Raw genomic sequence first — 20,636 nt, 5'->3', positions numbered from 1 at the left:
TTTTCATATAGGGCTCTTTCGCGTGGCAAAAACCATCATCGAGTTGAAAAATGCGGATCTGACGCTGGGCGAAGCCGCGGCGTCCGTGCATGTGCTGAAGGGCGTAAGCCTCGCGATCGATGCCGGCGAATTGGTGGGCATCGTCGGCCCCTCGGGCTCGGGCAAATCGACTCTGCTCATGGTCATGGCCGGGCTGGAGCGGCTCGACGGCGGCGAAATCATCATTGACGGCACGGCGCTCCACCGCCTTGGCGAGGATGCAGTCGCCGATTTCCGCGGCCGCAATGTCGGCATCGTTTTCCAGTCCTTTCATCTCATCCCGAACATGACCGCGCTCGAGAACGTCGCGGTGCCGCTCGAGCTCGCGAATGTCCGCAATGCATTCGACATAGCGCGTAAGGAACTGATCGCCGTGGGGCTCGGCGAACGCCTGACGCACTACCCCGGGCAGCTTTCCGGCGGCGAACAGCAGCGCGTGGCGATCGCCCGGGCGCTCGCGCCCTCTCCGAAGCTGCTGATCGCCGACGAGCCGACGGGCAACCTCGACGCGGAGACCGGCCGGCAGATCGCCGACCTCCTCTTTGCCGAACAGCGCGAGCGTGGCATGACGCTCGTTCTCGTCACGCATGATGCGGCGCTCGCCGGACGCTGCGAAAGACAGATACGCGTCCGCTCCGGTGAAATCGTCCCCGACGCTGAACGGCTCTCCGCCTCGGCCCGGCAGGGAGCCGTGTCCGCATGAGCGGGACGGTTGCCGTCCGGCGGCTGCTCCCGACGATTTCCCTGCGCCCTCTGCTCGCGCTTCGCCCGCTGTTCGCTCTTCGTCTGGCACTCCGGGAAATGCGCGGGGGCCTGAGGGGCTTCTATATTTTCCTCGCCTGCATCGCTCTCGGTACGGCCGCGATCGCCGGGGTCAACTCGCTGTCCCAGTCGATCAGCGAAACGATCGCCTCGCAAGGGCAGGAACTGCTCGCCGGCGACATCCGGTTCGAGCTCAACAATCGGGTGGCGACCGCGGACGAGCGTGCCTTCCTCCAGGGTCTCGGCGAGGTTTCGGTATCCGCGGGTCTGCGTTCCATGGCGCGGCTCCCGGACGGCTCCAACCAGGCGCTGGTGGAGCTCAAGGCCGTGGACGGCGCCTACCCGCTTTACGGCAAGCTCGAAAGCGAGCCGGCAAAGCCGCTCCCTGAATTGCTGGCAAAGGACGGCGAGGTGTTCGGCGCAGTCGCCGCACCGCTGCTTCTCGAGCGCCTCGGCATCTCGCCGGGCGCGGAAATTCTCATCGGCAATGCGCGTATCCGGGTCGGCGCGGTACTCGCCAGCGAACCCGACGCTCTTTCCGACGGCTTCGGTTTCGCGCCGCGGCTGATGATTTCCTCCGATGCGCTTGCCGCTTCCGGGCTCGTGCAGACCGGCAGCCTTGTCGAACACACCTACAAGGTCCGTCTGCCGGATCCCGCAGACGTGCCGCTCATTCGCGTGCAGGCCGAGACGCGCTTTCCCTCCGCCGGTTGGTCGATACGGACGAGCGGCAATGCCGCACCCTCCCTCAATGCAAACATCACGCGTTTCTCGCAATTCCTGACGCTCGTCGGGCTCACGGCGCTGATCGTCGGAGGCGTCGGGGTTGCCAACGCCGTGCGCTCCTATCTCGACGGCAAGCGCAGCGTCATCGCGACTTTCAAATGTCTCGGCGCTCCGGCGTCGCTGGTCGCGATGATCTACCTTGCGCAGATCCTGATGATCGCCCTCATCGGCATCGCGATCGGCCTCGTGCTCGGCGCCCTCATCCCCTTCGTGGCAGCGCAGTTCCTTGCCGGCCTGCTGCCCGTATCCACCGCATTCGTGCTCTATCCCTCGGCCCTGGGTCTTGCGGCGCTTTTCGGCCTTCTGACGGCGCTGACCTTCGCCATCCTGCCGCTCGGGCGGGCGCGCCGTGTGCCGGCGACTGCGCTTTTCCGGCAGCAGGGTTTCGAGCCGGCGGGCTTGCCTGCCCTGCCCTATCTCGCCGGAGCCTTCATCTGCCTGGCAGGACTTGCCGGGCTCGCGGTCTGGGCCGCCTATGACCGTTCCATTTCGCTGATCTTCCTTGGCGCGATCGCCTTTGCCTTCATCGTGCTGCGCGGGGTTTCGCTCCTCATATCCTGGCTGGCGCGGCGCAGCCCGCGCGTCAATTCGCCGGCGTTGAGACTGGCGATCGGCAACATTCACCGGCCCGGTGCCTTGACCCCGTCGGTGGTGCTGTCACTCGGCCTCGGCCTCACTCTTCTGGTGACGCTGGCGCTCATCGACGGCAATCTGCGGCGCGAGCTCACCGGCGACATGGCCGAGCGCGCGCCCAACTTCTTCTTCGTCGACATCCAGGGCAGCGAGATCGAAGGCTTCCGCTCCGTGCTCGCGGGAGCGATGCCGGAGGGCAAGATCATCGAAGTGCCGATGCTGCGCGGGCGCATCGTCGCGCTCAACGGCGAGGATGTGAACAGCCGCAACGTTCCCCCCGGCGGCCAATGGGTGCTGCGCGGAGATCGCGGCATCACCTACGCCAAGAACAGGCCGGAAAATTCCAAACTCACCGAAGGCAGCTGGTGGCCCGAGGACTATGGCGGCGAGCCGCTCGTCTCCTTCTCGGCGGAGGAGGCCCGCGAGCTCGGGCTGAAGCTCGGCGATACGGTGACCGTCAACGTGCTCGGCCGCAACATCACGGCCCGGATCGCCAATTTCCGCGAGGTCGAGTGGGAGTCGCTGTCGATCAATTTCGTCATGGTCTTCTCGCCGAACACCTTCGCCGGCGCCCCGCATGCCTGGCTCGCGACCATCATCGATCCCGACGCCTCGGCCGAGGAGGAGGCGGCGGTGTTGAAGAGGGTGACGAATGCCTACCCGACGATCACCAGCGTGCGCGTGAAGGACGCGCTCGACATCGTCAATACGCTGCTCGGGCAGCTTGCAACTGCGGTGCGCGCGGCCGCGGCGGTCGCGCTTGTCGCGTCTATCCTCGTGCTCGCCGGCGCACTTGCCGCCGGCAACCGTGCCCGCATCCACGATGCCGTGGTCCTGAAGACGCTCGGCGCGACGCGGGCGACCCTGATCCGCGCCTTCAGCTACGAATACGTCATTCTCGGCCTGGCGACTGCCGTCTTCGCGCTTTTCGCCGGCGGCGTTTCGGCCTGGTTCGTCGTCAGCCGCATCATGACCCTGCCCTCGAGCTTCCTGCCGGACGTTGCGGTCGCGACCATCGTTCTTGCGCTGGTCGTGACGGTCGGGATCGGCCTCGCCGGAACCTGGCGCGTCCTCGGGCAAAAGGCCGCTCCGGTGCTGCGGGAACTCTGATCCTGCCATGCCTGTCGCGCGATTTCGGCCATGACGGCCGAGTTAACCGTAAATCACTCCAGTTTGATGGTCCGGCGGGCCGACTTTGTTCGATTCCAAGCGCTTCGCCCTTGTGCATGACGGCGTTCACCATCATATTTGTCCACAGGCATGCTGGAGCCCCGCAGCGGCGCCTGGGCGCGCAAAGGAACGACAAGGTTCGCCGCCCGACACCGTAACTTCAACCGGGGCTTAAATGAGGAAACAATGGCTGATCTGAGAAACTACCAAACCCGAATGTCGCCCGCCGGCGCTCAGGCGGGTGCCGTGATCGACGAAGGCCTTCGCGCTTATATGCTGAAGGTCTACAACCTGATGGCCCTCGGCCTGGCGATCACCGGCGTGGCAGCTTACGGAACCTATGCGCTTGCCGCCTCTAATCCGGCATTCGCCCAGCTTATCTACGCTTCCCCCCTGAAGTGGGTCGTGATGCTGGCGCCCCTTGCGCTGGTGTTCTTCCTGAGCTTCCGCATCAATTCCATGAGCGTTTCCGCGGCGCAGACGACGTTCTGGGTCTATGCGGCGCTGATGGGCCTGTCCCTGTCGTCGATCTTCCTGGTCTTCACCGGCCAGAGCATCGTGCAGACGTTCTTCGTGACGGCTGCTTCGTTCGGCGCCCTGTCGCTTTACGGCTATACGACGAAGAAAGACCTTTCGGGCCTCGGATCGTTCCTGATCATGGGCCTCTTCGGCGTGATCATCGCATCCGTCGTCAACATCTTCCTTGCCTCTTCGGCACTCGGCTTCGCGATCTCAGTGATCGGCGTGCTCATCTTCGCCGGCCTGACCGCCTACGACACGCAGAAGCTCAAGGAAATGTACTTCGAAGGCGATGACGCCTTGGTCGCCGGCCGCAAGGCCATCATGGGTGCGCTGACGCTCTACCTCGACTTCATCAACCTGTTCATGTTCATGCTGCAGTTCCTTGGCAACAGGAACGAGTAGTAGCGAACCGGTTTGACGAAAAAGGCGGCCTCGGCCGCCTTTTTTGTTTGCCCGGAACCGGTCTTGATCGATCCGGCGCATCCATGCGAGACAGTACATCTCCAGCCATAATGCGCGAAGAATTCCATGACCGCCACGCTCCGCGACGCCGTTGCCGCCGACCTCCGCTCGATTACCGAGATCTATCGCGAGTCCGTCTTGAACGGGGTCGCGACCTATGAGGAGACGCCGCCATCCGAAGCCGAGATGGCGCTCCGCTTCTCCACGATCACCGGCAACGGCTACCCCTATGTGGTCGCGCTGGACGAGCGTGGCGCGGTTATCGGCTATGCCTATGCCTCCGCCTTCCGCAACCGCACCGCCTATCGGTTCCTGGTGGAGGATTCGATCTATCTTTCGCCGCAAGCACGGGGCAAGGGCATCGGCAAGGCGCTGCTTTCCGAACTGGTCGGGCGCTGTACGGCTCTCGGCTTCCGCCAGATGATAGCGGTAATCGGCGGGGCGCACCCCTCATCGATCGCCCTGCACCGGGCGCTCGGCTTTGAACTGCAGGGGCTGATGAAGGCAACCGGCTTCAAGCATGGCCGATGGCTGGATACGGCCTTGATGCAGCGGCCGCTCGGAGAAGGAACCGCAACGAAGCCCGCCGAGGGCGTCTATCCGGATACGCTTTATAGGAGCTGAGCCTGCGCAGGTGAGCTTCAAGCGTCAAATTCGGCACCGAACTCCCGCTCGGTGAGGATGCGGTCGATCAGACCCCACTCCAGAGCTTCTTCCGCCGTCATAAAGCGGTCGCGATCCATCGCGCGTTCGAATTCTTCATATGTTCGCCCGCAATGCTCGGCATAAAGCCGCGTCATGCGGTGTTTGGTTCGCCTGATTTCCTCGGCATGGATGAGCATATCGGAGGCCTGTCCCTGAAAGCCGCCCGAAGGTTGATGGACGAGAATGCTTGCATTGGGCAGGGCGGTGCGCTCGCCCGCTTCGCCTGCCATCAGCAGGAACGAACCCATCGAACGGGCCGTCCCCATGCAAAGCGTATGCACAGGCGCCCGGATGTAACGCATCGTGTCGTACATCGCGAAGCCGCTGGTAACGACACCGCCGGGCGAGTTTATATAGAGTTGGATCGGTTTTCTGGGGCTTTCGGCTTCCAGGAACAACAACTGTGCGCAAACGAGAGCAGACACTGCATCGTTCACCTCGCCGTTCAGAAAGATTATTCGCTCCCGCAGCAGGCGGGAATAGATGTCGAATGAGCGCTCGCCACGGCTGGATTGCTCGACGACCATAGGGACGAGTTGCATCACTTCGCGCATAGGCGAACTCCTGTCTGATGAGTTTGTTTTGGTAGAGTGAGACGTCAGGCGGCGCGCATCAGCCAAAGCCGGTTGCTGTTCGCCGCCGGCGGAGTTCGCGGAGCCAGCCGCTCATCCTCCAGCCCATGGATAATTCTCAGAATCGTGCCGCCGTCATTGCTGGGCCTGACCTGAAACGCCACGAGGCTTTCGAGAAAGGGAGGTTCGTCGTCGCGCATTCTGTAGCGGATTTCCTTGCCCGGCGCCGTGGAGACAGGCTCGGCCCCAGTCAGTTCGCGCCTGGGCAGCCATCGCTCACGGAACTCAGGCATGCTGATTGCCCGCCACACCTTTTCAGGCGATTCATCGAGTTCGTATTCGAGCACCAGATTCCTTGCCTGCTCGTTCAGCTCCACATCGTTCATTGATCCATATCCCTCAGCAAGACCTTCAACGCATCGATCCGCGCCGGCCAGTAGGCGCGATATTTCGCCAGCCATCCGGCAACGAGCGCCAGCCCCTCCGGGTCGACCTCGTAGTTCACGAAGCGCCCCTGCCGCTCCTCCCGCACCAGCTTTGCATTACGCAACACGTGGAGATGTTGGGACATAGCCGGCTGGCTGATGTCCATTCCGTCGCGCAAGGCACTGGCGTTCATGCTTCCGCTCGCCAGCTTCTCGAAGATTGCACGGCGTGTCGGGTCGGCGAGCGCTTTGAATATGTCGTTCTCAGTCATGACGTCAGATAAGCATACACTTATCTGATTCGCAACACGGATGGCACGCTTCGATGCAAGCGGTTTGGCGCCGCCAACCGATTCAGGGATAAACCCGCATGCGGGGAGAGGGGACCGAGGCGAAGCGCTGCCGCTTGTCCCTTCGCCCCGTCTGCGCGGAGAAGGTGCCGGCAGGCGGATGAGGGGAAGCTCCGAGTGATATGTCGTCAGGTTTTGACGAGCTTCAGCACCTTGTCGAAGGCCTTGAGCACCTGGGCGAGCTCGTGGCCCCGCTTCAATATCGTCCCGTGAGCGTTGAGCACGCTGAAGGCGCCCTGTTTCGCGGCGAGCTTCGGGTTTTTCTCGATGCGGTAGAGAGGCACTTCTCCGGCGCGCTTGAACACCGAAAAAACGGCCCGGTCCCTCAGGTGGTCGATCGCATAGTCGCGCCACTCCCCTTCGCCCACCATACGGCCGTAGACCTTGAGGATCAGGTCGAGTTCGCGGCGATGGAAGGTGACGGGCGGGGGGTTCTTGGCTTGCTTGTATTCGTGAAGATCGACGACCACATCGGAGGTGGTCTGGCCGTAGTGACGTGCTTCGCCTCGCGGCAAATCCGTTTCATCAGTCATCGGCATTTCGGCCTTCTAATGTGACAGGACCACGACAGTGTGCCTCACACGATCGGAAAAGCAAGCCGGAAGCTGTTGATCAATGTCAGCAATTCTTGGGGCTGCCGCAATTCAGTCAAAACGCCGCCCCAATTCGCCGCAACACTCCGACCGCTGCCGGACAGAGTCGTTGCCACCGTATGTCCGGCCAGCCGTCATGCTGCGGGAGGTTCTCGAACGCAGACATGGCTGGTTCGGTCCGGTAACTTCGAACCCTCAGCCCCAGCCCCTCGATGCTGCCGGGCCGAACCATCCCCTGTTCCGTCGCAAGCGATGCGGAACATTTCCTGTCATCAGAGCTTTCCCTGCGGCCCTGCGAGAACCGTTGCGGCGCCGATGATGGCTCCCGGCGTTTCCTTGTCCTTCATCGATTGCAGCAGCACCGCGCAACCGCTATTGCCCTGGCCTTCGAACAGGACCGAGGCGGGCAGCGTGAACTCCGCGGGCTTGCCCTCCCACATGCCGATGGTCTGGATGTCGCGCACGGCATGCCAATACGCGATCTCCTTGCCGCTGTTCTCGCCCTTCTCGACCTTGACCACCCTTGCCCGGTCGAAATAGACGACGACGACATTCGCCCTGCCTTTGCCGGCACCGACCTTGATCGAGATTTCATCGCCGCCGATCGAGGCGGCGATCGGCACCGACAGGCCCTTGCCCTTCTCTTCCATCAAGGCAAGCCGGTTCCTGATGGCCGGCAGGTCCGCGCCGTTGGCGTGGTCGCGCCCGTTCAGGATCGCCTGCGGCGTATAGACGCCGTAGCGGCCGAGCATCCGCGCATAGGCATATTGCCGCTCGGTATTTTCCTTGGAAGCGAGCGTGTCCGCCCATCCGAGATAGTTCCAATAGTCGACATGATAGGCGAGCGCGACGACCTCGCCTTCATCGACGAGCTTCTTGAGCGCCGCGTCCGCCGGGGGACAGGAGGAGCAGCCCTGGCTGGTGAAGAGTTCGACGACGCCCTTGAGCGCCCCGTCCTTGACCGGCCCGCTCTCGGCCGCCCTGCCGTCATCCGCTGCGGAAGCTCCGCAGAACGCACCAAACAGCCCGATCGCCAGGGCGAGACGTCGGATTGTTGGTGTGCAGGCGGATATCATGGCGTCTTTGTTCGTGCTCGTTAGAGCACTTCCGGGAAAATGTGGAACGTTTCCATCCGGAAGTGCGTCGCTTCAACGCGTTTGCCGCGCGGGGAGACCCCTACATACGACGGGTATTCTTCAACGAAAAGTCACGTTGGAGTGACTGCCACAAAGCCGTGCAAAACCCTGTGGACCGGACAATAAAAAGCCGGGGCGTCGATGTGGACGCCCCGGCTTTTCTGTTCATACGTCGCCGATCAGGCGGCGAGATCGCGCAGAACCGTCTGCAGGATGCCGCCATTGTTGACGTAGGTGACCTCGTCGAGCGTATCGATGCGGCAAATGAGCGGGACCTCCTTCACCGAGCCGTCGCCATAGGTGATCTTCGCCACGCGCTTCTCGCGCGGCTGGACATTGGCGAGATTCTCGATCGTCACGACTTCGTCGCCCTTGAGAGCCAGCGATTCCCAGGTCGTGCCTTCCTCGAAGACGAAGGGTACGACGCCCATGCCGACCAGGTTCGAACGATGGATGCGTTCGAAGGACTGCGCAATCACGGCCTTGACGCCGAGGAGGTTGGTGCCCTTGGCCGCCCAGTCACGCGAAGAGCCGTTGCCGTATTCGACGCCGGCGAAGATGACGAGCGGAACGCCCTCCTCCTTGTACTGCATGGCCGCGTCATAGATCGACATCTCCTCCTTGGAGGGATAGTGGATCGTATAACCGCCTTCCTTGCCGTTCGGGCCGAGCATGTGGTTGCGGATGCGGATATTGGCGAAGGTGCCGCGCATCATCACCTCATGATTGCCGCGGCGCGTGCCGTACTGGTTGAAGTCGGCAATCCCGACGCCGTGCTCGAGAAGATAGGCGCCGGCAGGCGAGGCCGCCTTGATCGAACCGGCCGGGGAAATGTGGTCGGTGGTGATCTTGTCGCCGAAGAGACCGAGGACACGGGCGTTCTTGATGTCGGAAATGCCGGCGCCCTTCTTGCCCATGCCGACGAAATAGGGCGGGTTCTGGACGTAGGTGGACCCCTCGTCCCAGGCATAGGTCTGGCCGGCCGGAACCTGGACGGCCTGCCAGTTGGCGTCGCCCTTGAACACGTCCGCATATTTGGTCGCGTAGAGCTCGCGGGTGACGTATTTGAAGATGAAGTCCTGGATCTCCTGCGAAGTCGGCCAGATGTCCCTCAGGTAGATGGGCTGCCCGTTCTGGTCTTCGCCGATCGGCTCCTTCGTCAGGTCCTTCTGGACGGAACCCGCCAGCGCATAGGCGACGACGAGCGGCGGCGAGGCGAGATAGTTCGCCTGTACGTCCGGCGAGATGCGGCCTTCGAAGTTGCGGTTGCCGGAAAGCACGCCGGCGGCGATCAGACCCTTGTCGTTGATCGTCTTGGAGATCTCCGTCGGCAGCGGGCCGGAATTGCCGATGCAGGTTGTGCAGCCGAAGCCGACCAGGTTGAAGCCGAGCTTGTCGAGATCTGTCTGGAGGCCGGATTTCGACAGGTACTCGGCGACGACCTGCGATCCGGGCGCCAGCGACGTCTTGACCCAGGGTTTCGTCTTTAGGCCCTTGGCGACCGCCTTGCGGGCAAGCAGGCCGGCGGCGATCAGCACCGAGGGGTTCGAGGTGTTGGTGCAGGAGGTGATCGCGGCGATCGCGACGTCGCCATGACCAAGATCGTAGTCGGTCCCCTCGACCGCGTAGCGGTTGGCGAGCTGGCCGGGCTTCTTATAGTCGTTGTCGAGCGCCGCCGCGAAGCCGGAGGCGATGTTCTCGAGCGCGATGCGGCCCTCGGGGCGCTTGGGGCCGGCCATCGACGGCACGACATCGCCGAGGTCGAGTTCCAGCGTGTCGGTGAAGACGAGCTCGGAACCATCCCCTTCCCGCCACATGCCTTGGGCTTTGGAATAGGCTTCGACCAGCGCGATGCGGCTCTCTTCACGACCCGAGATGGTGAGATAGTTGATCGTTTCGGCATCGACCGGGAAGAAGCCGCAGGTGGCGCCGTATTCCGGGCCCATATTGCCGATCGTCGCGCGATCGGCGAGCGTCATGTTGTCGAGGCCGGAGCCGAAGAATTCGACGAACTTGGAGACGACCCCCTTCTTGCGCAGCATCTGCACGACGGTAAGCACGAGGTCGGTCGCGGTCACGCCTTCCTTGAGCCTGCCGGTGAGCTTGAAGCCGATGACTTCCGGCAGGAGCATGGAAACCGGCTGGCCGAGCATCGCCGCTTCGGCTTCGATGCCGCCGACGCCCCAGCCGAGCACGCCCAGCCCATTGATCATCGTCGTGTGGCTGTCCGTGCCGACGCAGGTATCCGGATAGGCGGTGACTTCGCCGTCCTCTTCCCTGGTCCAGACGGCCTGGCCCAGATATTCGAGATTGACCTGGTGACAGATGCCGGTGCCGGGCGGCACGACGCGGAAGTTCTTGAAGGCCTGCTGGCCCCATTTGAGGAAGCGGTAGCGCTCGCCGTTGCGCTGGTATTCAAGTTCGACATTGCGGGCAAAGGCGGTCGGCGTGCCGAATTCGTCGACGATCACCGAGTGGTCGATGACGAGATCGACGGGAACGAGCGGATTGATCTTTTCCGGGTCGCCGCCGAGCGAAACCATTGCGTCGCGCATTGCCGCGAGGTCGACGACGGCCGGAACGCCGGTGAAGTCCTGCATCAGCACGCGCGCCGGGCGATAGGCGATCTCGTTCTCGGCCGTGCCCTTGTCGCCGAGCCATGCGGCGATGTTTTCGATGTCCTTCTTGGTGACCGAGCGTCCATCTTCATTGCGCAACAGGTTTTCCAGCAGAACCTTCATCGAATAGGGAAGCTTCGAGATGCCGGCGAGGCCGTTCGCCTCCGCCTTCGGCAGGCTGTAATAGACATAGTCCACGCCGTTGACCGTGAGCGTGGAGCGACAATTGAAGCTGTCTAGGGATTTGGACACTGGATGATACCCCGTTCCGTCTGATCGCCAAAAACTGACGTACGAACGCCCGAGCACCTGTGAGGCGCGAAGTGGGATGCGGGTACGGTCATTTCCGCTGTCCGTACGTGGAAGCTCGTTCCATGTTCGGCGCTAGGATGAAATTCACGCCGACCGCTGGCGTGTTGGCCGCCTTATAGATAATTTCTCCAAATCGTGCCAGACCAACCAAGGTTCAATCGGAACTTTTTTTGCTCCGCGAAAAGACACGTCAAGGGAAGCTGGAAATTCATGCGCCTCATGGCTGAAGGTTTGAGTGCAAGGCGCGGCGAGGACCTGATTTTCAACGATATTTCGTTCGCGCTGGCTGCCGGCGAGGCGCTTGTGGTAACGGGTCCGAACGGTGCCGGCAAGTCGACCCTCCTGCGCGTCCTGGCGGGGCTCCTCGAGCCGGAATCGGGCCGCGTCCGGCTGGAGGACGGCCCATCGGGATACGAACATCCGCGCGAACTCAGCCACTATCTCGGCCACCGCAACGCGATGAAGCGCGAGCTGACGGTGGAGGAAAACCTCACCTTCTGGCAGCGCTTCCTTGGCGATTCGCCGGGCGGCTCCGGCATCGGCCTCCTCGAAGCGGCGGAGGCAGTGGGGCTCGCCGACATCATTCATCTGCCCTTCGGCTATCTTTCCGCCGGCCAGCAGCGGCGCATGGCCATGGCGAAGCTCATTGTCGCCTTCCGGCCCATCTGGCTTCTCGACGAGCCGACGGCGGCGCTCGACGTCAGCGCCGACAGGCTTTTTGCCGGACTGGTCGCCGCCCATCTCGCCCGCGGCGGCGTCGTCGTCGCGGCCACCCACCAGCCGCTTGGATTCGCGGGGGCGAAAAGCCTTGAAATGACGGGATTCGTCCATTGATCGCGCTCTACTTCCGGGATCTCAAGCTTTCGGTGCGCGCCGGCGGCGGCGCGATGATCGGCGTGCTTTTCTTCATGACGGTCGTCGCGGTCATCCCCTTCGGCGTCGGCCCCGATCTGAACCTGCTCGCCCGCATCGGCCCGGCGATCCTCTGGATCGGCGCGCTGCTCGCGTCGCTGCTCGGCCTCGACAGGCTCTTTCAGGCGGAGCGCGAGGACGGTTCGCTCGACCTCATCATGATGCAGGAGACGCCCTTGCTCCTAGCCGTTCTCGTCAAGTGCGCCGCTCATTGGACCGCCACCGGCCTGCCGCTGGTGATCGCCTCGCCCTTTCTCGGACTGTTCATGAACATGGACGAAGGCGCCATCGGAGCCACCATGGTCACCCTGCTCGCGGGGACGCCAGCGATAACCTTCATCGGCGCGGTCGGCGCTGCTGTCGCGGTGGCGCTGCCGCGCGGCGGGCTGCTCGTCTCGATCCTCGTCCTGCCGCTTGCCATACCGGTGCTCATCTTCGGCGTCAGCGCGGTCTATGCGGCGATCGAGGATCCGGCCCCGTTTCTGCCGCCTTTCATGATATTGATGGCGATAACCCTGTTCTTCGCGGTGATCGGACCAGTGGCGGCCGCGGCGGCACTCAGGCACTCGGCCGACTGAGGAGACCCGGCACCTTAGGATGAATTGCGGAAGCCGGCCTTCCGCGTTAAAGAACCGTCATGAGTGAAAGCAGCCTGGCCATTCGGAAATTCAGCGATCTCGCCAACCCTACCCGGTTCCTGGCGCTGACGGATCGCGTGCTGCCCTGGCTTGCTGCTCTCACGCTGCTCGTCTTTGCGGCCGGGCTCTGGCTCTCCTTCACCACCGAGGGCGACTACCAGCAGGGCGAGACGGTGCGCATCATGTATGTGCATGTGCCTTCGGCCTGGCTTTCCATGATGTGCTACACGGTCATGGCGATCTCCGCACTCGGCACGCTCGTCTGGCGTCATCCGCTCGCCGACGTCTCGGCAAGAGCCGCAGCGCCGATCGGCGCCTGCTTCACCTTTCTGGCTCTCGTCACCGGCTCGCTCTGGGGCAAGCCGATGTGGGGCACCTGGTGGGTCTGGGATGCGCGGCTGACCTCGGTCTTCGTGCTTTTCCTCATGTATCTAGGGCTGATCGCGCTGAACCGCGCCATGGATGAGCCGAGCCGATCGGCGCGCGTCTCGGCCGTGCTTATCCTCGTCGGTTTCGTCAACATCCCGATCATCAAGTTCTCGGTCGAATGGTGGAACACGCTGCATCAGCCTGCAAGCGTCATGCGCCTCGACGGGCCGACGATCGATCCGGAATTCCTGCGGCCGCTCATCGTCATGGCGATCGCCTTCACGCTCCTGTTCTTCACCCTGCATATCGCCGCCATGCGCAACGAGATCTGGCGCCGCCGCGTGGCCTCGCTCAGGCGCCAAGCGGCGCGCAATGCCGGCCGGGAGCAGCTTTCGCCATGATGAGCCATGCCGCCTATGTCATTGCCAGCTACGCGGTTGCCGCCGCCACGGTAGCCGGACTCATCCTCTGGGTCCTCACCGACGGCCGCGCCCGCAGGCGCGAATTGCAGCAGCTCGAGGCCGCCGGGATCCGCCGCCGCTCCGCGGAACTGCCGGCCGGAGGGGGCAAATGACGAACGCTGAGACGCCGCAGGACGAGCGCAGGCCCGGAGCCCTCCGCTATCTCATGGCGGCGCTTCCGCTCCTCATCTTCGCGGTGCTCGCACTCATCTTCTGGAGCCAGTTGAACTCCGGCAGGGACGTCAGCGAAATCCCCTCGGCGCTGATCGGCACCAAGGCGCCGATGCTCGCCATGCCGCCGCTCGAAGGGGCTGCAACGCCATCGGGCGAACCCATGCCGGCTCTCGACGACACGGCGGTCAAGGGCAAGCTCACGCTCGTCAATGTCTGGGCTTCCTGGTGCGTGCCCTGTCGGCAGGAGCATCCGATCATTCTTGAGCTGTCGAAAGACCCGCGCCTCACCGTCGTCGGCATCAACTACAAGGACCGGAACGAAAACGCGCTGCGCTTCCTCGGCGAACTCGGCAACCCTTTCTCTGCAATCGGCGTCGATCCGAACGGAAAGGCGGCGATAGACTGGGGCGTCTACGGCATCCCGGAATCCTTCCTCGTCGCCGCCGACGGCACGATCCTCTACAAGCGTGCCGGCCCCTTCGACGAAAAGAGCCTCAGGGAAGGGCTGCTGCCGGCGATCGAGAAGGCGCTTGCGGGCTCGTAGGCCGCGACTGCCCTCATCCGGCCTGCCGGCCACCTTCTCCCCGCAAGCGGGGCGAAGGAGACACGCGGCGCCTCCTGAACCACCTGACTTCCCTATCGAAGGAGCGGCTAACCCCCCGCCTGCCAAGCCTTCACCGCATCGAGCGGCCAGACCAGCATCAGCACGTTGAGCGTCAGGTTGTCGCGCACCATATAGCCGGTGAAGAGTTCGAAAACGATGGCGATCGCGACCGTGGCTGCGACCGGCAGCCGCAAGGCGATGAGAAAGCCGACAGCCATGGCGAGCGTATCCATGGCCGAATTCAGGATGCTGTCGCCGAAATAGTCGAGCGAGATCGTCGCGGCCCGGTAACGGTTGATCACCACCGGCGTGTTCTCGACGATCTCCCAGGCGGACTCGATCACGGTCGCGAGAAGCAGGCGGGCGCTCCAGGGTTTGCCGCGCATGAGAAGGTGACCGAGGCCGTAGAAGAGAAAGCCGTGGATGACATGGGATGGCGTGTACCAGTCGGAAAGGTGCTGGGAGTTACCGCTGGATTTGACGACGCCTTCCCAGAGCTTGATGTAGCCGCATTCGCAGATCCAAAGCCGCCCCATCAGGTGCTGCACGAGGACCTGGATTGCCAGCACGCCGAGGCAGGCAAGCAACCAGAGCGCCGCTCGTCGCTGCTTGTCCTGCGAGGCGGCCGCGATCGTCACTCCGCGCTATCCTGTTCGAGCGAATGCTTCATGATCAGCGGCATCTGGGCGAGCGTGAAGAGGATGGTGATCGGCATGGTGCCCCAGACCTTGAAAGCCACCCAGAAGTCCGTCGAGAAGGAGCGCCAGATCACCTCGTTGAGCACGGCGAGGAACAGGAAGAACACGCCCCAGCGGATCGTCAGCTTCCGCCATCCCTCCTCGTCCAGCTTGAAGGCGGCGTGGAAGACGTAGCCGAGCAGCGATTTGCCGAAGAGGAGGCCGCCGAGCAGGATCGCGCCGAAGAGCGTGTTGACGATGGTCGGCTTCATCTTGATGAAGGTGTCGTTCTGCAGCCAGAGCGTCAGCGCGCCGAAGACGAAGACGACGATGCCGGAAACGAGCGGCATCATCGGCAGCGTGCGCGTCATGATCCAGGAAGCAATCAGCGCCGCCGCCGTTGCCGCCATGAACAGGCCGGTCGCGATGAAGATCGGCCCGCCGAGCTCCGCCAGCGCGGGAAAACGGCCAGCCAGCCACTCGCCCCGCGAATTGGCGAAGAAGAAGACCATCAGGGGGCCGAGTTCCAGCACGAGCTTGAGCAGCGGGCTTACCTCTGTCTTCGGCTTGGCGGCCTCGATCGTCGACATGTGCGGATCCTGTTCTGTCATCTTCTGCCGCTCATAGCATCAGGATTGCGGCAAAACCATATCAACCGCGGTTTTGGCGCAAACCTCCTCCGCTTCGTCAAGGAGCAGCAACGCCGGCGATCGCCTCGGCGAAGTCCTTGGCTTCGAACGGTTCGAGGTCCTCGATCCCTTCGCCGACACCGATGAAGTAAACCGGCAGCTTGTGCTTGGCGGAGATCGCCACCAGAATGCCGCCGCGTGCAGTGCCGTCGAGCTTGGTCATGATCAAGCCGCTGACGCCGGCGACGTTGCGGAATATCTCGACCTGCTGCAGGGCGTTCTGCCCTGTCGTCGCGTCGAGCGTCTGCAGCACCGTATGCGGCGCGTCCGGATCGAGTTTTCCGAGAACGCGCACGATCTTTTCGAGCTCCGCCATCAGTTCGGCCTTGTTCTGCAGCCGTCCGGCGGTGTCGATGATCAGCACGTCCGCCTTCTGCTCGCGGGCACGCTGGAACGCCTCGTAGGCAAGCCCGGCCGCATCGGCGCCGAGCTTCGAGGAGACGATTTCGGATTTCGTCCGTTCGGCCCAGATCTTCAGCTGCTCGATCGCCGCCGCCCGGAAAGTATCGCCGGCGGCCAGCATGACCTTAAGTCCCGCGCCGGAAAGCTTTGCCGCAAGCTTGCCGATCGTCGTCGTCTTGCCGGTTCCGTTGACGCCGACGACGAGGATCACGTGCGGCTTGTGGCTGAGATCGAGTTCCAGCGGCTTGGCGACGGGCGCCAGCACCTTGGTGATCTCGCCGGCCATGATGCGCGAAACGTCCTCGCCGGACACATCCTTGCCATAGCGCTCCGAGGCGAGCGTGTCGGTGACGCGCATCGCCGTCTCGACGCCGAGGTCCGCCTGGATCAGCAGGTCCTCGAGGTCCTGCAGCGTCGCCTCGTCGAGCTTGCGCTTGGTGAAGAGGCTGGCGATCTGGCCGGTGAGTTGCGACGAGGTGCGCGCAAGGCCCAGGCGAAGGCGCTGGTACCAGTTGAGCTTGGCTTGCGGGGCGGGCGCTTCTTCCGTGGGGCGCCTCTCGGCGGCGGCGAAGCCTTTGGGAAGGCTGGGTGCCAGGGGCTCGGATGGAGGCTCACCCCCCTCTGCCCTCCCCGGCATCTCCCCCGCGAGGGGGAGGATTGGGAGACGCACGCTCTCGTCCTCCGGCGCTGCCGTTTCATCTGCCGAAGAGCCTGTGCCTTCCGCACGGTCGTCTGCGTCAATCTCCGCCTCTTCGACGTCGGCTGCGATGGCGGCTTCGTGCTCTTCCTGCTCTCCCGAAGGGACAGAGGCGGGTGCCGAGAGCTCGTCGACAGTCGTTGGGTGTTCGGAAGGCCGCTCACCCTCCTCTTCCCTGCCGGGCATCTCCCCCGCAAGGGGGGAGATCGGATGCGGGACGCTCTCGCCCTGCTCCACAGTGTTTTCATCTGCGGTGGCAGCAGTGCTTACTGGCCCTTCCTCACGCGTGGTTTCGGCCGTTGGCGTGTCTGGCGCGAAGGAAACATCGCGATCGTCCGTGCTAGCTTCCGTTACCTCGGCTGCACTACGATCTTCCTCGACCGGTGCCTGGGTCCCGCCCTGTTCTCCCGAAGGGACAGGGGGGGTTACCGCGACCTCATCGGCAGCGGCCGTCTCCTGCGGCGGCGCCGGTTTCTCTTCGACGGCATCCTTGCCGAAGGAGAAGATCTTCTTGATGAAACCAATCGCCATGGGAATGTCCGCTGTCAGGCCGCAGCCATCTGTTTGCGCTCGATCGTCAGATGCTTGCCATTGTGGCCGGTGATTCCGACCGTCACAAGCGACCGCGGCTCAAGGCCGGCCGCATCTACGAGCGTGAAGTTTTCCGTATGGGCCAGACCGTTCATTTCCACAAGGATCGTCTGGCTGCTGCCGATCATGCCCTCGAGGTGGCCCGCATGAAGCTCCGCCCCCTTCGCACGCAGGCGCGCGGCACGCTCCTTGACAAGCGCGCGGTCGAGTTGCGGCATGCGGGCGGCCGGGGTGCCGGGGCGCGGGCTATAGGGGAAGACGTGAAGATGCGCGATGCCGCAATCCTCGGCGTGCCGCATGGCGTTCTCGAACATCGGCTCGGTCTCGGTCGGAAATCCGGCGATCATGTCCGCGCCTAAGCTGATCTCGGGGCGCAGGCGCCGGACCTCGTCGCAGAAGGCGCGCGCATCGGCGCTCGAATGCCGCCGCTTCATGCGCTTCAGGATCAGGTCGTCTCCGTGCTGCAGCGAAAGATGCAGATGCGGCATGAAGCGCGGCTCCTCGGCGATGAGGTCGAGGAGGTGGCCGTCCGCCTCGATGCTGTCGATGGAGGAAAGCCGCAGGCGGAGGATTTCCGGCACCTGTTTCAGCAGGGTCTTCGCCAGAAGCCCGAGGGTCGGCGTTCCGGGCAGATCGGCGCCGTAGCTCGTGGCGTCGACCCCGGTCAGAACGATCTCGCGATAGCCGCTTTCGGCAAGGCGTCTCGCCTGGTCGACGACGGCGCCCATCGGCACGGAGCGCGAATTGCCGCGGCCATAGGGAATGATGCAGAAGGTGCAGCGGTGGTCGCAGCCGTTCTGCACCTGTATGAAGGCGCGCACGTGCCCGTCTATGTGCTTCACCATCTGCGGCGCGGTGGCGCGCACGCTCATGATGTCGTTGACACGGAGTTTCTCTTCGGCCGAGACGCCGAAATCCGGCAGCGAGCGATAGGAAGCGCTCCTGAGCTTCTCCTCGTTGCCGAGCACCGCGTCCACCTCCGCCATTTCGGCGAAGGTTTCCTTCTCGGTCTGGGCGGCGCAGCCGGTGACGATGATACGGGCGTGCGGATTTTCGCGCCGCGCCCGGCGGATCGCCTGTCGGGCCTGGCGCACGGCCTCGGCGGTGACTGCGCAGGTATTGACGAGGATGGCGTTGTTCAGCCCCGCCTTTTCGGCCTCCGCCCGCATCACTTCCGACTCATAGGTGTTTAGCCGGCAGCCGAAGGTTATGACCTCGACCCCGCTCAAAGGGCTCTCGCTCCGTTGTCGCCGCTCTCCGGCTCATTGCGTGCAAAGATGCCGGTGACGGGATCGACGGTGCCGGACCATTCCCATTCGGCCGGCCCCGTCATGATGACGTGGTCGTCGCGCTCGCGCCATTCGATCTTGAGCGGACCGCCGGGCACGTGCACGGTGACCATCCGCTCCGTCCGGCCGGTTCTCGCACCGCTGACGGCGGCGGCACAGGCGGCCGAGCCGCAGGCAAGCGTCAGACCGGCGCCGCGCTCCCAGGTCCGAAGGTCCATCTCCTGGCGGGAGCGGATGCGCGCGATCGAGATATTGGCGCGCTCGGGGAAGATCGGATGGTTCTCGAGGAGTGGTCCGAACCGGTCGAGCTCGTAGCTCCACACATCGTTCTCGACCCAGAAGATCGCATGCGGATTGCCCATGGAGGCGACCGAGGGAGAGTGCAGCACGGGCGCATCGATGGGCCCGATCTGCAGCTCGATGCGCCGCGTGTCGTGGAATTCCTCCGCGAGCGGGATCTGGTCCCAGCCGAAACGGGGCTTTCCCATATCGACCGAGATCGTGCCGTCGTCGTGTTCCTTGGCTTCGAGAAGGCCCGCGACCGTATGGAAGAGGAAGGCTTTCCTGCCGGTCTCGGCCGCAAGCGCCTGGACGACGCAGCGGGTGCCGTTGCCGCAGGCCTGGGCCATCGACCCGTCGGAATTGACGATGTCGATCCAGGCATCGGTCCCGGCAGACTTCGGGTCATGAATGGCCATGATCTGGTCGAACTCGGTCGCCGGGTCGGCATTGAGCGCGATCGCCGCCTGCGGCGTCACGCGGTCCTTGCGCCCGCGCATGTCGACCACCAGGATCTTGTTTCCAAGCCCGTTCATCCTGGCAAATTGCACCTGATCGGCCATGTCGCGACTGTCCAAACGCTGGCCCCCGCTTCGGAGGCGCCCTTCATTCGGGCTGTATATGGCGGAAAAGCCCGGAAATTACCAGTGCCGGCGTCATTCCCGTGCCATCGGCGGGAGAGGGACGTCGAAGACTTCTCCCGGTCGCAGCGCCCGGAAACGGTTTTGACCGATACCGTGCTTGGCGAGCGCAGTCTCCAGCGCCCGGAGCGGCTCCTCGACCCCCTCGTTGGTCAACCGGAAGGTGCCCCAATGGTGACCCGCCACGTATTCGGCGCCGCAGGCGACCATGCCCAGGACCGCCTCTTCCGGATTCTGGTGCTGAGAGGCCATGAACCAGCGTGGCTCGTAGCTGCCGAAGGGCAGGTTGGCGAGGCGGAAGCATCCGTGTTTTTCCCGCGCCGCACGATAATTGATGCCGTCGTGAAAACCTGTGTCGCCGACATGATAGATCTTGCCGGCCGGCGTCTCGATAACGAAGGCGGCCCAGAGCGCCATGCGCCGGTCGTTCGAGCGGCGAGCCGACCAATGGTGGCATGGCTCCGCATGAATGACGACGCCATCACCGAGGTCGAGCCGGTCGCCCCAGTCGACGACGGAAATCTCGGCACCCGCGACGGCGCGGCGAATGATCGTGTCGTTGCCGAGCGGCGTTACGAGATGCGGCGCGTGCTTGGTGTGGAGCGAGCCGAGCGTGGCGAGATCGAGGTGGTCGTAGTGGTTATGGGTGACGAGCACGATATCGATCCGCGGCAGGTCGTCCATGAGAATGCCTGGCGGGTTGCGGCGGCGGGGTCCGGCAAACGTAAAGGGGCTGGCGCGATGCGACCAGACCGGGTCGGTCAGGATGTTGAGGCCCGCGACCTGGATCAGCAGCGTTGCGTGACCGACCATGGTGACGCGGAGCCGCTCGCCGTCGACACTGGTATCCGGCCTCGCCTGCGGAAAGGGGCTGTCATAGTGGCGCGGCCATTGCTCGCGTCCACCGCCGGACTGCCAGCGCAGGAGGTCGGCGAAGCCGCGCGGCGGTGTGCCGCCCGGATTGTAGAAGCGAATGCCGTCGAAGTGGTCCGAAACGGGCCCGCTATAGTAGGGATTGCCGCTTTTCTTCATCGCTGCCTCGGTTGAGGGACACCTGCAGAGAAATAGGCGCATTTGCCGCCGGATCACAGGGCTCGGGCAGGAGCGGCCGACAATTTCCTGATGATG

The 20,636-nt window shown here is 63.8% G+C and carries 21 protein-coding genes; 9 read left to right on the top strand and 12 right to left on the bottom strand.

Annotated elements, in window-relative coordinates; genetic code table 11:
- Window positions 1-22 precede the first annotated feature (22 nt).
- The 4 genes from AC5J09_RS26945 to AC5J09_RS26930 all read left to right on the top strand — a co-directional run bounded on the left by AC5J09_RS26945 (window position 23) and on the right by AC5J09_RS26930 (window position 4,998).
- Window positions 23-742 (top strand): ABC transporter ATP-binding protein, encoded by a 720-nt coding sequence (locus AC5J09_RS26945; RefSeq protein ID WP_494298986.1) that lies wholly within the window; start codon window positions 23-25, stop codon window positions 740-742.
- Window positions 739-3,330, top strand: coding sequence for an ABC transporter permease (locus tag AC5J09_RS26940; protein WP_494298985.1), 2,592 nt, complete (start codon window positions 739-741; stop codon window positions 3,328-3,330). The genes AC5J09_RS26945 and AC5J09_RS26940 overlap by 4 nt, the downstream gene beginning before the upstream one ends.
- A gap of 246 nt (window positions 3,331-3,576) precedes the next feature.
- Complete coding sequence (locus tag AC5J09_RS26935) at window positions 3,577-4,314, top strand: Bax inhibitor-1/YccA family protein (RefSeq protein WP_100672711.1); 738 nt, start codon at window positions 3,577-3,579, stop codon at window positions 4,312-4,314.
- A 126-nt stretch (window positions 4,315-4,440) separates the two neighbouring features.
- Window positions 4,441-4,998 (top strand): GNAT family N-acetyltransferase, encoded by a 558-nt coding sequence (locus AC5J09_RS26930; protein WP_494298984.1) that lies wholly within the window; start codon window positions 4,441-4,443, stop codon window positions 4,996-4,998.
- 17 nt (window positions 4,999-5,015) lie between these two features.
- Here AC5J09_RS26930 and AC5J09_RS26925 read toward each other — a convergent pair whose 3' ends face one another.
- The 6 genes from AC5J09_RS26925 to acnA form a co-directional block, all read right to left on the bottom strand.
- On the bottom strand, window positions 5,016-5,633 hold the full coding sequence (locus AC5J09_RS26925; RefSeq protein WP_494298983.1) for an ATP-dependent Clp protease proteolytic subunit: 618 nt from the start codon (window positions 5,631-5,633) through the stop codon (window positions 5,016-5,018).
- A gap of 44 nt (window positions 5,634-5,677) precedes the next feature.
- Entirely contained in the window at window positions 5,678-6,037 is a 360-nt protein-coding gene (locus AC5J09_RS26920) for an SRPBCC family protein (protein ID WP_100672708.1), read from the bottom strand.
- Window positions 6,034-6,348 (bottom strand): ArsR/SmtB family transcription factor, encoded by a 315-nt coding sequence (locus AC5J09_RS26915; protein ID WP_100672707.1) that lies wholly within the window; start codon window positions 6,346-6,348, stop codon window positions 6,034-6,036. Before AC5J09_RS26915 ends, AC5J09_RS26920 begins: the two co-directional genes overlap by 4 nt.
- Before the next feature lie 206 nt (window positions 6,349-6,554).
- Window positions 6,555-6,965 (bottom strand): DUF2794 domain-containing protein, encoded by a 411-nt coding sequence (locus AC5J09_RS26910; RefSeq protein WP_018097393.1) that lies wholly within the window; start codon window positions 6,963-6,965, stop codon window positions 6,555-6,557.
- Window positions 6,966-7,291: 326 nt separating this feature from the next.
- A complete protein-coding gene (locus tag AC5J09_RS26905) occupies window positions 7,292-8,095 on the bottom strand; it encodes a DUF1223 domain-containing protein (RefSeq protein ID WP_494298982.1) in 804 nt (267 codons plus the stop codon).
- Window positions 8,096-8,334: 239 nt separating this feature from the next.
- On the bottom strand, window positions 8,335-11,025 hold the full coding sequence (acnA, locus tag AC5J09_RS26900; RefSeq protein WP_100672705.1) for an aconitate hydratase AcnA: 2,691 nt from the start codon (window positions 11,023-11,025) through the stop codon (window positions 8,335-8,337).
- 270 nt (window positions 11,026-11,295) lie between these two features.
- On the opposite strand from acnA, the gene ccmA reads away from it, so the two are divergent.
- From ccmA to AC5J09_RS26875, 5 genes are read left to right on the top strand one after another with little or no spacing between them, the layout of a single operon-like run.
- Window positions 11,296-11,919 (top strand): heme ABC exporter ATP-binding protein CcmA, encoded by a 624-nt coding sequence (gene ccmA / locus AC5J09_RS26895; protein ID WP_494298981.1) that lies wholly within the window; start codon window positions 11,296-11,298, stop codon window positions 11,917-11,919.
- Window positions 11,916-12,575, top strand: coding sequence for a heme exporter protein CcmB (gene ccmB / locus AC5J09_RS26890; protein ID WP_338283715.1), 660 nt, complete (start codon window positions 11,916-11,918; stop codon window positions 12,573-12,575). Before ccmA ends, ccmB begins: the two co-directional genes overlap by 4 nt.
- A gap of 59 nt (window positions 12,576-12,634) precedes the next feature.
- Entirely contained in the window at window positions 12,635-13,405 is a 771-nt protein-coding gene (locus AC5J09_RS26885; RefSeq protein ID WP_324762508.1) for a heme ABC transporter permease, read from the top strand.
- Window positions 13,402-13,578 (top strand): heme exporter protein CcmD, encoded by a 177-nt coding sequence (gene ccmD / locus AC5J09_RS26880; RefSeq protein WP_018097399.1) that lies wholly within the window; start codon window positions 13,402-13,404, stop codon window positions 13,576-13,578. Before AC5J09_RS26885 ends, ccmD begins: the two co-directional genes overlap by 4 nt.
- The gene (locus AC5J09_RS26875) at window positions 13,575-14,183 is read left to right on the top strand and encodes a DsbE family thiol:disulfide interchange protein (RefSeq protein WP_324762509.1); all 609 of its coding nucleotides are present in this window, start codon (window positions 13,575-13,577) and stop codon (window positions 14,181-14,183) included. Before ccmD ends, AC5J09_RS26875 begins: the two co-directional genes overlap by 4 nt.
- A gap of 107 nt (window positions 14,184-14,290) precedes the next feature.
- On the opposite strand, the gene AC5J09_RS26870 is transcribed toward AC5J09_RS26875, so the two are convergent.
- The 6 genes from AC5J09_RS26870 to AC5J09_RS26845 form a co-directional block, all read right to left on the bottom strand.
- Window positions 14,291-14,881, bottom strand: a complete 591-nt coding sequence (locus AC5J09_RS26870; RefSeq protein WP_494298980.1) for a DUF2585 domain-containing protein — start codon at window positions 14,879-14,881, stop codon at window positions 14,291-14,293.
- Window positions 14,878-15,510, bottom strand: coding sequence for a septation protein A (locus AC5J09_RS26865; protein ID WP_010970512.1), 633 nt, complete (start codon window positions 15,508-15,510; stop codon window positions 14,878-14,880). Before AC5J09_RS26865 ends, AC5J09_RS26870 begins: the two co-directional genes overlap by 4 nt.
- Window positions 15,511-15,607: 97 nt before the next feature.
- On the bottom strand, window positions 15,608-17,239 hold the full coding sequence (ftsY, locus tag AC5J09_RS26860; RefSeq protein ID WP_494298979.1) for a signal recognition particle-docking protein FtsY: 1,632 nt from the start codon (window positions 17,237-17,239) through the stop codon (window positions 15,608-15,610).
- Between the two features lie 14 nt (window positions 17,240-17,253).
- Window positions 17,254-18,528 (bottom strand): tRNA (N(6)-L-threonylcarbamoyladenosine(37)-C(2))-methylthiotransferase MtaB, encoded by a 1,275-nt coding sequence (gene mtaB / locus AC5J09_RS26855; RefSeq protein WP_494298978.1) that lies wholly within the window; start codon window positions 18,526-18,528, stop codon window positions 17,254-17,256.
- Window positions 18,525-19,430, bottom strand: a complete 906-nt coding sequence (gene dapF / locus AC5J09_RS26850) for a diaminopimelate epimerase (RefSeq protein WP_494298977.1) — start codon at window positions 19,428-19,430, stop codon at window positions 18,525-18,527. The genes mtaB and dapF overlap by 4 nt, the downstream gene beginning before the upstream one ends.
- Window positions 19,431-19,523: 93 nt before the next feature.
- Window positions 19,524-20,540, bottom strand: coding sequence for an MBL fold metallo-hydrolase (locus tag AC5J09_RS26845; RefSeq protein WP_494298976.1), 1,017 nt, complete (start codon window positions 20,538-20,540; stop codon window positions 19,524-19,526).
- Window positions 20,541-20,636 lie beyond the last annotated feature (96 nt).

Source organism: Sinorhizobium sp., from assembly GCF_059070375.1.
This window is presented reverse-complemented; position numbering and strand designations above follow the sequence as displayed.